Origin of the sequence: Microcoleus sp. (assembly GCF_041354475.1) — a bacterium.
Taxonomy (GTDB): Bacteria; Cyanobacteriota; Cyanobacteriia; order Cyanobacteriales; family Microcoleaceae; genus Microcoleus.
Genome location: NZ_JBGJZU010000036.1, coordinates 45,458 through 60,197 on the forward strand (window position 1 = coordinate 45,458; position 14,740 = coordinate 60,197).

Genomic DNA, 14,740 nt, shown 5'->3' on the forward strand with positions numbered 1-14,740 from the left:
AGTTTTTGAGGATTTTTTTTAACCACAGAGAGCGCAGAGGGCGCAGAGGAAGAGCAGAGAGATGAATAATTCTGATTGAGATTTTCTCAGGGTGATAAAACTAATTGCCATTCTCCGGCTTTGGTATTCCAAGCGGGGGAGGCTGTTTCTCCGGCGACGTAGGGCCCCCAGTAGCGGCGAGAGCCATCTTGAGCGAAGACAACCAGAATGTCTCCCTGTTTGATTTTGAGTTTTCTTTCGGGAAGCGAGAGCATCAGTCCTTTGCCGCCACCTTCTCCTGGTGCAAAGTCCCAGTGAGCGGGTTTGTTGTAGGATTTTTCGGCTTCTCCTTTGGCCAACAGGGCCACTCGCACGGGGTGTTCGCTGCGGTTACTGACGCGCAAAGTGCCTATGGCTTCGACGTTTGGAGGTATTGATGAGGCATTGCTGATTTCTTCTGGTGGGTTGGGGGTTGATGTGGGCTTGGGTTTGGGTGGATTTACTATTTCTGGGGTGGCGGTGGTGCTTGGGGGGAGTACGGTGGCTGTCGGTGGTAAATTTTTTGGTAGGGTGGAGCTGTTGGCGATGGTGATTTCACAACGTCTTAGGAAGAGTGCTGTCATCAGGACGATCGACAATCCAGTTACTATCTGGTAAATTTTAATTTTCATACATTTTATGATTTAAAAATAGGTGGCACATAGTAATTACTGTTTTTTATGCAGAATACCCGAATAAATAGATTTATTGATGTTCTCGCTCAGCAATTCGGACGCTGGGTGAGTAATCCTTGGCGACGGATTTCGCTGTTTATCATTACTCTGCTATTCGGAAATTTTTTGGGAACAGCTATTTCTACAATTGCGGGACAATCTGCTGATTGGGATATTGTCGCTGCTGCTTGGTTGGTGTTTTTGACTGAATTGCTTAACCTATTTGTTTATAGTGGCAATCAGCCTGCGGTGCGTTCTCTGTGGGTGGATTTGCTCAATGCTCTGAAAATTGGTGTGATTTACAATTTATTTGTGGAAGCTTTCAAGCTGGGTTCTTGAGAAGGAATTAGTGACCCCCTACCCCCCCCCTAGCCCCCCCCCAAGGGGGGATGGAGGAAATTCAGGAATAAGTAACGTCCGACCCCCCCTACCCCCCCCAAGGGGGGATGGAGGAAATTCAGGAATAAGTTATATCGTTTCCGGCTGCATCGGAATGATTTAACCACAGAGAACGCAGAGAACACAGAGGGAGATAAGAGAGATGAATAATTCCGATGTTACCGGATTTGATATTACCCCCCTAGCTCCCCTAGCCCCCCCCAAGGGGGGATGGGGGAAATTCAGGAAGAAGGAAGAAGCACAACAAAATAATATCGATGGTTTTAGGAATTAAAAACTTCCTAATTACCGACAAGGTTCAGATATCATTTTTGAGTTGAAAAGCTGTGAGTTTTGAGAATAGGTTGCTATGACTTTAACGCTTGTGGAAATTTTAGAAGGATGGAGAGCTGGAAATTGCCCGATCCAACGTGATTTCGAGCAGTTAGCGCTGTGGGAACTTGCTGATGATTGGCGATCGCCTGCTTTTGGCATTACTCCCGAAAATGCGGCTGAGGTTGTTCGGCACAAAGCCGATTTATTCTTTTCTGTTATTAATTTATTACATACTTTTTCCGCAAAGTCAACTAATTTTATGGAAAATTTGTGGGTTCTTTGGCTGCCGTTGGCTATGAAATTGTCGTCTGAAACACAAAGTTTAAAACGTCCTTTAATTCAAGGGATTTTGGGAGGGCAAGGAACGGGGAAAACAACTTTATCTGAGGTTTTACGGCTGATTTTGGCGAAATTGGGCTATTCTACTGTCAGCCTTTCTTTGGATGACCTTTACAAGACTTATGCCGATCGCCTCAAACTCCAAAAAGAAGACCCACGGTTGATTTGGCGGGGACCACCTGGCACTCACGATATTGAATTGGGCGTTTCTGTTTTGGATCAGTTGCGTTCCAATCGGAAAGAAGAATTAGCATCAGTTAAAAATATCAAAATCCCCCGATTTGATAAGTCTGCTTGGGGGGGGGCCGGAGATAGAATTTCCCCTGAAAATGTTTCTGATGTGGATATTGTACTGTTTGAAGGCTGGTTTGTGGGTGTAGAGCCGGTGGATGAGCTACAATTGAATCAGTTTTTGGAGGGTGCGCCGTTTCCAATTTGCACAGAGGGCGATCGACTGTTTGCTCGTGATATGAATGCTAAACTATCGGATTATGTACCGCTGTGGAATCGCTTGGATCGATTGATAGTTTTGTATCCCCAAGATTATCGTGTTTCTAAAATTTGGCGCAATCAAGCGGAACAGGAAATGATGGCGAGGGGAAAGTCAGGAATGACTGAGTTGGAAATTAATCAGTTTGTGGAATATTTTTGGAAAGCGCTGCATCCAGAGTTATTTATTAAGTCCATAGTTGCTAGTGGGGCTAGAGTGGATTTGGCAATTGAACTTAAGTGCGATCGGACTATTCAGAAGATTTATAAGTAGAAGGAAGTTCGGCAACGGATTTTGTAACGGATGTAACGGATGTAAAGGATAGAAGGAAGAAGACCCTTCGACCCTTCGACTACGCTCAGGAACCGCAATGATTACCCTGAGCGTAGTCGAAGGGTATTATCGTTTTCGGTTGCATCGGTATTGTTCAAACTGTCAACTGTCAACTGTCAACTATCAACTGTCAACTGTCAACCGTCAACCGTCAACCGTCAACTGTCATTGCCAATAATGCACTTCCATAAGCAGCATCAGTATGAACCGGAGTTACCACAGGAACTTTCAAATAACGCTTTCTGATCTCACCCCAAACCTGATTTTTTGCCCCACCACCAGCCGTATAAACCTTTGTCAAAGGAGTTGCACCAAACTGCTGCAATAATTCATATCCCCGCGATTCAATCCGGGCTATACTTTCTAGCAAACCATGTAAAAACTCCACAGCATCAGCAGGACGAGGTTCTAATCTAGGGAGCAAATTTGGGTCATTATTGGGAAAACGATCGCCTTTTTTTAACAATGGATAATAATCCAGGAAACTCGGTCGATGGGGGTCAATTTGTTGGCTATACTTGTCCAATTCACTATCAGTAAAAAAGTGACGCAGCACAGCACCTCCGGTATTAGAAGCGCCTCCCACTAACCACAACACCCCCCCAGCCCTCCCTTGTGAAGGGGAGGTGAAACGATGACTATAAATTCCGTAGGTGGCATCATCTACACGGGTATAACTTAACAGTTTGAGGGCTAAAGTTGAACCGAGAGAAGTTACTGCTTCCCCTGGAGAATTGACACCGCTAGCTAAAAATGCTGCAATGCTATCAGTAGTACCAGCACAAACGATACAGTCGCGGGGAAAGCCAAATCGATCGCCTATTTCTGCTGTCACAGGTCCGATCGCTGTTCCGGGTGCGACAACTTGGGGTAATATAGGGGCGATCGACCCAGAAACACCCGCAATTCCCTCTGTCAGCCAATTGGGATAACACAAATTGGCAACATCGTAACCCAATTTCAGAGCATTGTGATAGTCGCTAATTCCCAATCTTCCGTGTAGCAAAAAGGCCAACCAATCCGCTTGATGCAGGAAAAACCTTGGGGCTGTTTGCACCGGATATCCCCCTAAATCCCCACCCCCCCCAGCCCCCCCCAAGGGGGGAATAAGGGGGACTTTGAGTGAATTCCCCCCCCTTGTTAAGGGGGGCTGGGGGGGATCTCCGGGTTTGAAGGTTTGAACACACTCCCTAGGGGCTGTGTCTTTTTCCTTGCACTCTAACCACCACAGGAGTTTTGCCAGACTTGATGTGGCGTTTAATACTGTGTGATGGGCTGGTGCGATCGCCCGCAGTCGATCAAGTACCGCCACACCGCGTCCATCGTTGTATAAAATCGGTTCATCTACGGGTATACCTTTGGTATCACATAGCATCACCGTGGAGGAAGTGCCATCAAGGGCGATCGCCCGGATCTGACGGCGAATGGCTAAGGGAATTTGCTCGATTACCGCCCAGAGGGCATTCTCCCAGCGCGATGGCAATTCCGATGCTGGTTCCTCATGGTGAGTGAAATCATACTTGCTCTCACTATGTATATTGCGACTGGAGTCGATCGCAGTCGATCGCACTCCTGTTGTACCAAAATCTATGCCTAAGTAAAAATCCATTAAGAATTATTTAACCACAGAGAGCGCAGAGAGCACAGAGAAAGAGAAAAGTGAGGTATGCGGATGATAACGAATTATCGATTACTAACCATACCTCATTTTTCTGATAATTCAAGTTTTAACTGTTGATTTCTACAGTGCACCCGCCGCGGTTTGGTCAAAAACACTACCACTCAAATGAGTTGTCACATTCATCGCCTGCAATACTGGCAAACCTTCTGGACCGTGGGGATAATCTATCACGCTAACCGCACCATTTCCCTGTTTGAACTTCCAGAAATGTTCTGGTCCTAAGCCGAACAAATGACAGAGAATTGCCTTGTTAATTGCATCATGAGCAACCACAATCCCTGTACCAGAAACCGATTGTACTATATCTCGCCAAGAGGCGATCGCTCTTTCCCAAACTTCTTGTAAATTTTCCCCTTCTGGCATTTGCACATTTTCAGGAGATGTCTTCCATTCTTGCAGCAAACCTGGATAGGATGATTCTATTTCTGACTCAAATTTTCCTTCCCACAATCCGTGACTGATTTCTCTTAACTCATCGCGGAGTTCTAACTTCAAGTCTGGGTGATATTGGAGGATAATTTCGGCTGTTTCCTTGGGGCGCAACATCGAACTGCTGATGGCAAAATCTAATTTTACATTCTTCAGGAATTCTGCCGCCTTGCCAGACTGTGCGCGACCATTATCATTGAGCGGTACATCTATTTGTCCTTGAAATTTACCGGCTCGGTTCCAGTCTGTTTCGCCGTGACGTACCAGCAATAAACGTGGCCCGCGATTTCCATCCCTAGGCTTGGGAAAAATTTCTCCTGTGTGAGCTGTTAAATTCAGGGATTCTAGTTGAACTGCCACTTTCTGTTGCTGCTCACCTTGCTCACTGGTGGAAACAGGAGAAGTTCCAAAATTGATAATGCTAATCCCGCAATTTGACTGCTGAATAGATTGATAGTAAGCGGGAGCAATTTCCGATGCTGTGGCAATCAGAGCGCGGTTTATGCCATTGTGGGCTACTACTAGAATTGTGCCGGAACTATGATTAGATAATAGTTCTTTCCAAAAATTCCGAGCGTTAGCAAAAATTGCCAATACGGGAAAGTGTTCGATTTCTGCTTCGTTTGATGGCAGTTTCATCGAAAATTTGTCTGGATGTTGCTGCCAAGATTTATAGGCTTCTGGAAATTGGTCGATCGCATCTTGACGTAGCATTCCTTCCCACAGAGGTAAATCGATTTCCATCAATTGATCTGTTGGTTGGAGTTGTGGCGGATTTGTCAAGCGCGAAATGATAATTTCTGCTGTTTCTTTGGCTCGTTGCAGGGGACTGCTGTAGACGGCATCAAAGGTGATACTGCTGAGCGTTTCGCCTACTTGAAGGGCTGCGGTGCGCCCTGCTTCTGTCAAAATTGATTTATCCAAACGGCCTTGGATACGGCGTTCTTGATTGTAAGTGCTTTGGCCGTGACGGACTAAGATAACGCGAGTAGTCATTCGATTTTAGATTTTAGATTTTAGATTTTAGATTTAGCCTGGGCATAAATCTGGGGCTTAAAACGATTCAAAAGATGAGCCACTAAAAATTTTACCAGTTCCGGGGACACTCTCGCTAACAACCGCCTATGATTAAAGACGAAATAGACTTAGGCACGGATACGCGCCGGACGGAACAGGCATAATGACACTAAAGCGGATATTTTTAGGTATTTTAACAGCGATCGCGATCGCCTTGGTCGGTTTGTCTTTACTTGCTAGCTGGAATGAGCCACAAATTCAAAGTCGGCTGGAACTCTATCAGACAAATTTACTGCTTCATGCTTCGGAGTGGCAAGGGGAAAATAATTCTAATTCTAATTTAAGTTCAGCTCGTAACACTATTATCGGTTCCGCTCCTTTAGATACTGCTTTAGCTCAGTATCAAGAGGCGCGAACCTCGACTCAGAAAACTCTCAGCACAACTCAAGCACAATTTAAACAAGTTGAAACTCCAAACGCTTCTTCAGATGTTACTGCCAAAAAAATAAAATTTGCTCAGAATAATGCTCTGGAAGACTCCATCAACAAGTTGTCAACCTTGCAAAGCGAGCTTGACTTGCGGGTGGGAATTTTGCAGGCTAGTACGGGTAAAGTTGATATAGCTCTGCAAACTTGGCAAGATTTAATCGATAGATACAAGACTCAAACTAATGCTGACCCTTCCACTCAAGCTGCTCCGGTTTTAAAGGGAATTTGGAGCAATCCACCTCAACTTTTACCCGATGCTGAATCGAGCATTCAAAAGTCTTTAGATGGTTGGTTTCGCTATCGTACCCTGGCTCAACTTTATAAGTTACAGGAGCGCTCTCAAGACCTGGCATCGCTGCAATCTACGGAACAAATCATCGCTGAAGATTCTGTGGAAAAGTTGGCGATTGTGATTGGAATTCCGGGGATCGGACTTTGTATAGGTACGGTGTTGTTGGCTGGTTTGACCGTGCAGTGGTTGTTGCAACGAAAGCAGTTACAACCAACTGGTTCTGGACCAATTTTGGCTCAAAATTCTAGCTTGAGTTGGGATGTTCCTTGGGATGGCGAGATTGTTTGGCAGGTCCTTGTGGTCGGCTTTTTCTTTGTGGGACAAATCTTGATCCCCTATTTTTTGCTGCCACTTTCTCTGTCGGTTCTCCACTTAAATCCTGCTAGTTTTGACCCGCGTAGTAAGGCTTTTTATATCTTTGCTACTTATCTATTATTGTCGGCGGGGGGACTTTCTGTATTGTATTTTTCGGTAAGGTCTTTTTTGCCTTTACCTGAAAGTTGGTTTCGGATTAATTGGCGGGGAAATTGGTTTTGGTGGGGTTTTGGTGGCTATTTTGTGGCTTTACCTTTGGTAGTTTTGGTGTCGCTGATCAATCAGCAATTATGGCAGGGACAAGGTGGTAGTAATCCGATTTTGCCGATCGTCCTTGAAGGTAAGGATAACCTGGCTTTGGCTGTGTTTTTTGCCACGGCGGCGATCGCGGCTCCGGTTTTTGAGGAAATTATGTTTCGGGGCTTTCTGTTGCCTTCTCTGACTCGCTATTTGCCTGTTTGGGGGGCGATCGCTACTTCTGCTTTGTTGTTTGCTGTGGCTCACTTGAGCGTGTCGGAAATTCTGCCTTTGGCGACTTTGGGGGCGGTGTTGGGATTTGTGTACACGCGATCGCGCAATCTCCTTGCTCCCATGCTACTCCACAGTCTCTGGAATAGTGGCACTCTCCTGAGTCTGTTTCTTTTGGGCGGCGGGAGTTAATTCGGGCTTTTGTGAATAATTGTTAATTCCCCTTGCTGTTTTGGCAAATATCCTAAGCACTCTAGGCTGCTTAGGATGCCATGTCTCAAGCTGAGCGGAAAAACTTGCGTTAACATTGGAGTTAGATCTTGGTCGGTGCTTTTTAGCTGGCGCGATCGTACAGGACACAACTTGACAATCTCGCCAATTTTTCTGTAGATCTTAAGTAAGAATCTGGCTTTTACCCAATGAGCAATTTTAATAGCCACAAGTTAGACGGAACGCGGACTTGGATGCGTTTCTTACCCTACGCAGCCTTCGGTCTTTTATTATTTTCTCTGAATTCAGCAACCGAACTCAATTATTTCTGGAGAGGCTACTTGGTGATTCTCGAAGCTCAAACAGGTATAGTTTTGCTGTATTTTGCGACATCTAAGTTTCGTACATCTAAAAATAAATGAGTCAAGATTAGTAAGATTACCCAGCCAGGTAGTTGCAGTGACACTTAAAAAATGGGGTACACAAAAAAATGGTTAAAGATAAAACAGTAGCAGTTTTGTTGGCTTTCTTTTTAGGAGGCTTTGGAGCCCACAAGTTTTATTTGGGAAATAATTTAGCCGGGGTATTATACTTGCTATTCTCTCTGACATTCATTCCCTCAGTAATCGCATTTTTTGATTTTCTCGGCTTGCTACTGATGTCGGAACCAGCTTTTCAAGCACAGTACAATCCAGGTATGTTGCAATCGGGCCGCTTCCTGCGATCGGCAACAGATGTCACTGGGGCGATCGCCGATCTCAAAAAACTTTATGATATGGGTGCAATTACGGCAGAAGAATATGAAGAAAAACGACTCAAACTGCTGCGAGATTTGTAATTAATTATGAAGGAAGAAGGAAGCAGGAAACCCGCCCTTCAAAGAGTGGGATAAGAATGAGTGTAAAATAACAACTGTTTAAGGATAAAATTAAAGTGTTTCAAGATTTACACTGGCTGCGTCAAACTCCCTATTGGGTGTGGTATTCTTTTATTCCCTACTTCGGCGGATTGGCGATCGTCTATGCAGGCCAAAAAACAAATATTCGCAGTTGGATCGGGTGGGGCGCGGGCTTTACTTTAGCCGCAGTAGCGCTATCGGCTTCAGCTAATTTGGGCCTGCTGGTTTGGATAGCTCAAATTGTCACTGCATTTTCTTTGAAAAAACGCTATCTCATCAAAACAGCACCCAGAGGTTTACTGGTTCCTGCGAGTGCAACAAGTGCAGAAGAGTTGGCAAATATACGTGGCAAAATAGATATTAATGAGTGTACCAAAGATGATTTGGTGAGAGTCTTGGGATTGCCAATCGTCTATGCTAATGATATTGAATCTTTGCAAAATGAAGGATATATTTTTACTCACGCCGAAGAGTTGTCAGAAATAGCAGGAGTTCCAGCTAGTCACGTCAGACGCATCGCCCCGATGATTTGCTTTAGCTATAATTATCGCAAAGAAGTAAGTTTTACTTGGAAACGATTAAATGTATTTTCGGTGGAGGAATTAATAGCCAGTGGCTTAGACAGAGTTGTAGCAGAGAAAATAGTTACAGAAAGGCAGATTAAAGGCGAATATAAATCTGTTGTTGAGGTGAAGCGACGCACGGGGCTGCCTTTTGATTCCTACCGCCATTTATGTTAGTTATCTGTACATCCTCGACTCTAAAAAATATGACGATGGCAAAACTCGATGTTAATCTACAAAATTTGTACGATCGAGACTACCTAAAATGGATTGAAACAACCGTGGAAAAGTTGCGGCTTCGCGATTATTCAAACATTGACTGGGAAAATATGATTGAACAAATAGAAGACATGGGGCGAACTGAACGGCGGAGTTTGGAGAGTAATCTTGTGGTACTTCTGATGCACTTGCTAAAGTGGGAATTTCAACCAGATCGCAGAAGCGGTAGTTGGAAAGGTACCATAGCCGAACACCGTAGACGCCTTCGCAAAAGTCTCCAGGATTCCCCCAGTCTCAAACCCTATCTGGAAGAAGTGTTTTCTGAATGCTATTCGGATGCAATAGAACAAGCAAGTGCTGAAACTGGATTGTCCCTAGAGACATTTCCGCAATGGTGTGTTTACACTTCTGCTGAGGTTTTAGATTCTAATTTTTTGCCAGACTTTTTGTCAGATGGGATGACTGAAAACTAGCATAGTTAACCCCACCTCAAAAAATATAATACCCAGATCCCCGACAACTTCTGCGAAGTCGGGTATCTAAAAATCCTGGACTACACAATGCTTGGAATATTGATGCTATTCTACAGAATTATTATGGCAACGCCGATCGACACGACAGTAGGATACCCCTAAAATCACATTTATGTCTGACTCTCCTCCATCCCCAATTTCCCCAGAATCCCCAGAAAGTGCAGCTACAGACAACCGGAATGCCAAAACTAGGCAACTGTTGGGTATGAAAGGGGCTGCTACCGGGGAAACTTCCATTTGGAAGATTCGCTTGCAACTGATGAAGCCGATTACCTGGATTCCCCTGATTTGGGGCGTGGTGTGCGGGGCGGCCTCTTCTGGTCACTATACCTGGAATCTCGAAAATTTTGCGATCGCCGCAGCTTGTATGTTGATGTCAGGCCCGTTGCTGACTGGTTATACTCAAACTTTGAACGATTTCTACGATCGCGAAATTGATGCCATTAACGAACCCTACCGTCCAATTCCCTCCGGGCTGATCTCCATTCCCGAAGTAGTCGCGCAAATTTTGGTATTATTAGCCGCAGGCATCGGCATCGCTTATGCTCTAGACTTGTGGGCTGGTCATGAATTTCCCACTATGACTGTTTTGACTCTCGTCGGCGCATTTTTAGCTTACATCTACTCTGCGCCACCGTTGAAACTCAAGCAGAATGGCTGGTTGGGAAATTATGCCCTGGGTGCTAGTTACATTGCTTTGCCTTGGTGGGCGGGTCAAGCTTTGTTTGGTAAACTAGATCCCACGATTATGATTTTGACCCTGTTTTACAGTTTGGCTGGGCTGGGAATTGCGATCGTTAATGATTTTAAAAGTGTTGAGGGCGATCGCCAATTAGGGTTAAAATCTTTGCCAGTGATGTTTGGCATCGGCACCGCAGCTTGGATCTGCGTGTTGATGATCGACATATTTCAAGCCGGGATTGCAGGTTACTTGATTAGCATCCACCAAAATCTGTACGCTGTCATTCTCCTGCTGCTGATTGTGCCCCAAATCACTTTTCAGGATATGTATTTTTTACGGAATCCTCTGGAAAATGATGTTAAATATCAGGCAAGTGCTCAGCCTTTCCTGGTGTTGGGTATGCTGGTAGCAGCTTTGGCACTTGGTCATGCTGCTTAAGCAAATTTGTGAGTTGGCACTTTTGAATTAAATAATTTTTAATCCAAAATCCCGCAGTCAAAAATCAGTGCAATTGTATTGAAGAAAAATGTCAAGTTAAAAATTAAAAATTGAAAAGGAATAGCCTTTTTAGTTTTTAATTTTTAATTTAAATTGATGAGGTGTGAAGGTCTAAACGTGGCAGAATTTTTCTCAAACATCAAAGATAAGTTGAGCAAAGTCACTAACGCAATAAGTGGCAATTCCCATGCAGAATCGCCCCAGACAGCAGAGGACAATGAACTCGAATCGCCGTCATCGGAGGCGGAATTTTCTACACGGACAACGGCGGAAGAATGGGAGTATCTGGCACCAGAAGATCCAGCACCTCCAACAGAGTCGGAATTAGAACAGGAAACTGATAACTATCCCATAGTTAAGCGCGATTGGGAAGGGTTGAAGCGTTTAATAGTGTGGTTGGAAATTGAAGATAAAGTTACCAGTTGGCAAGCAAAGGGAAAAGCATTGTTCCAACCTGGGCTGAATTTGTTGGATGCTAAATTGCCTAAAAAATCGGCAAGTAGCCAATTACCCGCAAGTACCGACATAGCAGAAAATAATGAACTAGCAGAAAATAACGAACTAGGGGAAAATAATGAACTAGGGGAAAATATCGAACTAGCCGAAAATAGGAAACTACAGGGAAAGTTGAAAAAACTGCTGTCCCGTGGCCCTAAATTTTGGGTAGGAATCGGTGTTGCTAGTATTGGCGGTGGCGCTTTAATCTACTGTTTGTGGATTTTGCACACCTTAGATAAAAGTTTGCCGGATGTTAATGATTTGTCAGCTTTTAACCGCGATGGGACGCTGACAATTAAGGCTACCGATAATACGATTTTGTTGCAATCGGGGCCTGCAACTAGAGATAAGTTGAAACTTAAAGAAATTCCCGATCTGTTGATTAAAGCTTTTATTTCTATAGAAGACCGCCGTTTTTACGAACATCGCGGTGTGGATTATCAAGGTATTGTGCGATCGATTGTTTCTAATTTACTGGCGAGAGATTTGGTCCAGGGTGGCAGTACCATTACCCAACAATTAGCTCGCGTTGTTTTTCTCAATCAGGAAAGAAGTATTCGACGGAAGCTGCGGGAGGCTCTTTTGGCTCAGAAAATTGAGCGAGAGTTGAGTAAAGAACAAGTTTTAGAACGATACTTGAATCTGGTTTATTTGGGTTCTGATTCTTACGGAGTAGCGGATGCAGCTTGGGTTTTCTTTAGCAAAACCGTTGATAAATTGACTTTGGCCGAAATGGCAACTTTGGCGGGTTTGCCTCCGGCACCGAGCGAATATTCGCCTTTGGTTAATCCGAATTTTGCGAAGAAGCGCCGCAATCTTGTGCTGGAACAAATGCAAGAAGCGAAGGTAATTACTGAGGCTCAAGCTAAGGAAGCGATGGCGGAACCTTTGACTGTTAAACAAAGTCCACCAAAGCGTTTTAAAGTGACTGCGCCTTATTTTGCTAGTTACATTAGAAAGGAATTGCCACGCTATGTTTCTCAGGATGCTTTGGAAGCTGGTGGTTTGACTGTTGAGACGACGGTGGATTTGCAGTGGCAGAAAATCGCTGAAGAGGTGATTAAAAGTGCGATCGAAGTTGATGGCCGCCGTCAGGGTTTTGAACAGGCGGCTTTAGTTTCTATGGATACTAAAACTGGGGAAGTGAAGGCCCTGGTAGGAGGTGGAAATTTTCAGGAAAGTGAGTTTAATCGCGCTACTCAGGCTTTGCGTCAGCCCGGATCGACTTTTAAGGGGTTAGTTTATGCCACGGCGATGGGGGCTGGTTTTTCGCCTTATGATAGCTATGAAGACGAACCAATTATTATCGATGGCTATCAACCGAATAATTATGGCAAAAAGTTTAGCGGTTGGCGATCGATCTCTGATGCCTTGACGAGTTCGGTGAATGTGGTGGCTGTCAAGGTGTTGATGGATGTCGGGTTTGAACCTGTAATCAAATTAGCCCACGATATGGGAATTAAATCTAAATTGAGCCCTATTTATTCCCTGGCTTTGGGTTCTTCTGAGGTGAATTTGCTGGAGTTAACTAATGCTTACGGGACTTTGGCGGCCCAGGGTAATTTTATTGAAGCCCACGGTATTAGTCGCGTGATTAATCAACGAGGAGATGTGATTTATCAGGCTAATTTTAAACCGAAGCAGGTTTTGGATAAGGATAGTGCTGCTATTACTACTTGGATGTTGCAGGGTGTGGTGCAGGGGGGTACAGGTGGCCCTGCGGCTTTAAACGATCGCGCTGTAGCGGGCAAAACCGGTACTTCGGAAAAAGTCAGGGATTTGTGGTTTATTGGTTACATTCCCCAGGTTGTGACTGGGGTTTGGTTAGGGAATGATGACAACTATCCCACCGGGGGAACTAGCGGTACGGCTGCTTACAATTGGCGCGATTTTATGAGTCAAGCTGTCAAGGGAATGCCGGTTGAGGAATTTCCCAAGTTGCCGAAGTTGGAGGGCCGCAAAGGTAGTATTAAGCCCAAACGGGTGGAGCCAAATCGGATTATTCGTGGCATGATTGTGAATGATGATGGTGCGATCGTCCCTTACAATCCTAATCCTGAACCTAGGCATCGCGAGTGGCAAGATCCTGGTTATCAACAACCGAATAATTATCCAGAACCGCCACAATAAGGACTAAAGTCCTGGTTTCTCACCTCGTTTTAACCGCACCATAAAAAAGCCGTCCATTTGATGGCGATGGGGCCAAATTTTTACCCATCCTTCCGGTGATGGCTGTACTGGTAAATCTATGGTGGGCGGTTCGATTTGCCATTCAGGATTGCTGTCTAAGAACGATCGCACAACTCGTTCATTTTCTAAAGGATGAATCGTGCAAGTTGCGTAAACTAATACGCCACCGGACTTGACAAATGTCGCTGAATTTGCTAACAATTCCGATTGCAGTTGGGATTGTTGTTGGATATTTTCCGCTGTGTGATGCCAACGGGCGTCGGCGCGACGGTGGAGGGTTCCCAGGCCCGAACAAGGTGCATCTAATAAAACTCTGTCTGCTAGGTTAATAAACTCAGGAAAATGGCGGCTGTCTCCGGTATGAATTTGGATTGATTTCATCTGGAGTCTGTCTGCATTTTCTTTAAGTCTTTTGAGTCTATTTGCAGTTTTGTCGCAGGCATAAATCGTACCTGTATCTGCGATTAATTCGGCAATATGGGTAGTTTTTCCTCCCGGTGCGGCGCACGCATCAATGATGGTTTCCCCCGGTTGCGGATCGAGTAAATGGGTGACTAATTGAGCGCTACTATCTTGGATGGTCCACCAACCTTCGCTATATCCGGGGAGGTTTTGAATTGCGCCACTGCTGCTGTTGAGTCTTAGGGCTTGGGGTAAGTGTGGGATTCTGCTAACGCTGATGTTTTGGGCTTGGAAGGCGGTTTCGATTTGGTCAATTGTGCTTTTTAAAGGATTGATTCTGAGGTCAATTGTGGGGGATTGATTGAACCATTCACAGAGTTGTTCTGTTTCGGTTTCGCCTAGTTCTTCGATCCACATTTCGATTATCCAGTCGGGGAAACTGTGCTGAATTCCTAGGCGTTGGATGGGGTTTTCTGGTAGTTTTAAGGAATTTAAACCCCCCCTAGCCCCCCCTTGGTAAGGGGGGGGATTAGAGGTGGTTTGAGTCTCTGGTTGTGGAGGGGAATTAGGACTATTCTTAGCCCCCCCTTCGTAAGGGGGGGGATTAGAGGTGGTTTTAGTCTCTGGTTGTGGAGGGGAATTAGGACTATTCTTAGCCCCCCCTTGATAAGGGGGGGTTGGGGGGGTTTGAGTCTCTGGTTGTGGTTCGGGATTTAAACCCCCCCTAGCCCCCCCTTGGTAAGGGGGGGGATTAGAGGTGGTTTTAGTCTCTGGTTGTGGTTCGGGAT

The 14,740-nt window shown here is 45.0% G+C and carries 14 protein-coding genes; 10 read left to right on the top strand and 4 right to left on the bottom strand.

All coding sequences use genetic code 11. From position 1 onward, the window contains the following. Nucleotides 1-86: 86 nt before the first annotated feature. The gene (locus ACBR23_RS15105; RefSeq protein ID WP_341738940.1) at nucleotides 87-650 is read right to left on the bottom strand and encodes a hypothetical protein; all 564 of its coding nucleotides are present in this window, start codon (nucleotides 648-650) and stop codon (nucleotides 87-89) included. Between the two features lie 48 nt (nucleotides 651-698). Here ACBR23_RS15105 and ACBR23_RS15110 point away from each other — a divergent pair, with 48 nt between their 5' ends. From ACBR23_RS15110 to ACBR23_RS15120, 3 genes are all read left to right on the top strand, one after another. Then, complete coding sequence (locus tag ACBR23_RS15110) at nucleotides 699-1,031, top strand: DUF565 domain-containing protein (RefSeq protein ID WP_371119805.1); 333 nt, start codon at nucleotides 699-701, stop codon at nucleotides 1,029-1,031. Nucleotides 1,032-1,233: 202 nt separating this feature from the next. Continuing rightward, the gene (locus ACBR23_RS15115; protein WP_371119804.1) at nucleotides 1,234-1,365 is read left to right on the top strand and encodes a hypothetical protein; all 132 of its coding nucleotides are present in this window, start codon (nucleotides 1,234-1,236) and stop codon (nucleotides 1,363-1,365) included. A 75-nt stretch (nucleotides 1,366-1,440) separates the two neighbouring features. Then, the gene (locus ACBR23_RS15120) at nucleotides 1,441-2,508 is read left to right on the top strand and encodes a glycerate kinase (RefSeq protein WP_371119803.1); all 1,068 of its coding nucleotides are present in this window, start codon (nucleotides 1,441-1,443) and stop codon (nucleotides 2,506-2,508) included. Nucleotides 2,509-2,719: 211 nt separating this feature from the next. Here ACBR23_RS15120 and ACBR23_RS15125 read toward each other — a convergent pair whose 3' ends face one another. Together ACBR23_RS15125 and ACBR23_RS15130 are read right to left on the bottom strand one after the other, a co-directional pair. After that, nucleotides 2,720-4,177 carry an FGGY-family carbohydrate kinase gene (locus ACBR23_RS15125; RefSeq protein ID WP_371119802.1) on the bottom strand — a complete coding sequence of 486 codons (1,458 nt, stop codon included), beginning with the start codon at nucleotides 4,175-4,177 and terminating at the stop codon, nucleotides 2,720-2,722. Nucleotides 4,178-4,309: 132 nt separating this feature from the next. Continuing rightward, a complete protein-coding gene (locus ACBR23_RS15130; protein WP_371119801.1) occupies nucleotides 4,310-5,674 on the bottom strand; it encodes a histidine phosphatase family protein in 1,365 nt (454 codons plus the stop codon). A gap of 184 nt (nucleotides 5,675-5,858) precedes the next feature. Here ACBR23_RS15130 and ACBR23_RS15135 point away from each other — a divergent pair, with 184 nt between their 5' ends. The 7 genes from ACBR23_RS15135 to ACBR23_RS15165 all read left to right on the top strand — a co-directional run bounded on the left by ACBR23_RS15135 (nucleotide 5,859) and on the right by ACBR23_RS15165 (nucleotide 13,490). After that, nucleotides 5,859-7,451, top strand: coding sequence for a type II CAAX prenyl endopeptidase Rce1 family protein (locus tag ACBR23_RS15135; RefSeq protein WP_371115276.1), 1,593 nt, complete (start codon nucleotides 5,859-5,861; stop codon nucleotides 7,449-7,451). Nucleotides 7,452-7,678: 227 nt separating this feature from the next. After that, the gene (locus ACBR23_RS15140) at nucleotides 7,679-7,891 is read left to right on the top strand and encodes a hypothetical protein (protein ID WP_371119800.1); all 213 of its coding nucleotides are present in this window, start codon (nucleotides 7,679-7,681) and stop codon (nucleotides 7,889-7,891) included. A gap of 68 nt (nucleotides 7,892-7,959) precedes the next feature. Next, nucleotides 7,960-8,307, top strand: a complete 348-nt coding sequence (locus ACBR23_RS15145; RefSeq protein ID WP_341732495.1) for an NINE protein — start codon at nucleotides 7,960-7,962, stop codon at nucleotides 8,305-8,307. Nucleotides 8,308-8,402: 95 nt separating this feature from the next. Continuing rightward, a complete protein-coding gene (locus tag ACBR23_RS15150; protein WP_371119799.1) occupies nucleotides 8,403-9,107 on the top strand; it encodes a helix-hairpin-helix domain-containing protein in 705 nt (234 codons plus the stop codon). Nucleotides 9,108-9,142: 35 nt separating this feature from the next. Next, nucleotides 9,143-9,622, top strand: a complete 480-nt coding sequence (locus tag ACBR23_RS15155; RefSeq protein ID WP_371115274.1) for a DUF29 domain-containing protein — start codon at nucleotides 9,143-9,145, stop codon at nucleotides 9,620-9,622. A 172-nt stretch (nucleotides 9,623-9,794) separates the two neighbouring features. Further along, nucleotides 9,795-10,802: a chlorophyll synthase ChlG gene (chlG, locus tag ACBR23_RS15160; RefSeq protein WP_341737039.1), complete on the top strand. Its 1,008-nt coding sequence runs from the start codon at nucleotides 9,795-9,797 to the stop codon at nucleotides 10,800-10,802. A 156-nt stretch (nucleotides 10,803-10,958) separates the two neighbouring features. Further along, nucleotides 10,959-13,490: a transglycosylase domain-containing protein gene (locus ACBR23_RS15165; protein ID WP_371119819.1), complete on the top strand. Its 2,532-nt coding sequence runs from the start codon at nucleotides 10,959-10,961 to the stop codon at nucleotides 13,488-13,490. Nucleotides 13,491-13,493: 3 nt separating this feature from the next. Here ACBR23_RS15165 and rsmB read toward each other — a convergent pair. Continuing rightward, nucleotides 13,494-14,740: 16S rRNA (cytosine(967)-C(5))-methyltransferase RsmB (gene rsmB, locus ACBR23_RS15170; RefSeq protein WP_371125659.1), on the bottom strand; the 1,247-nt coding region annotated here is incomplete at its 5' end.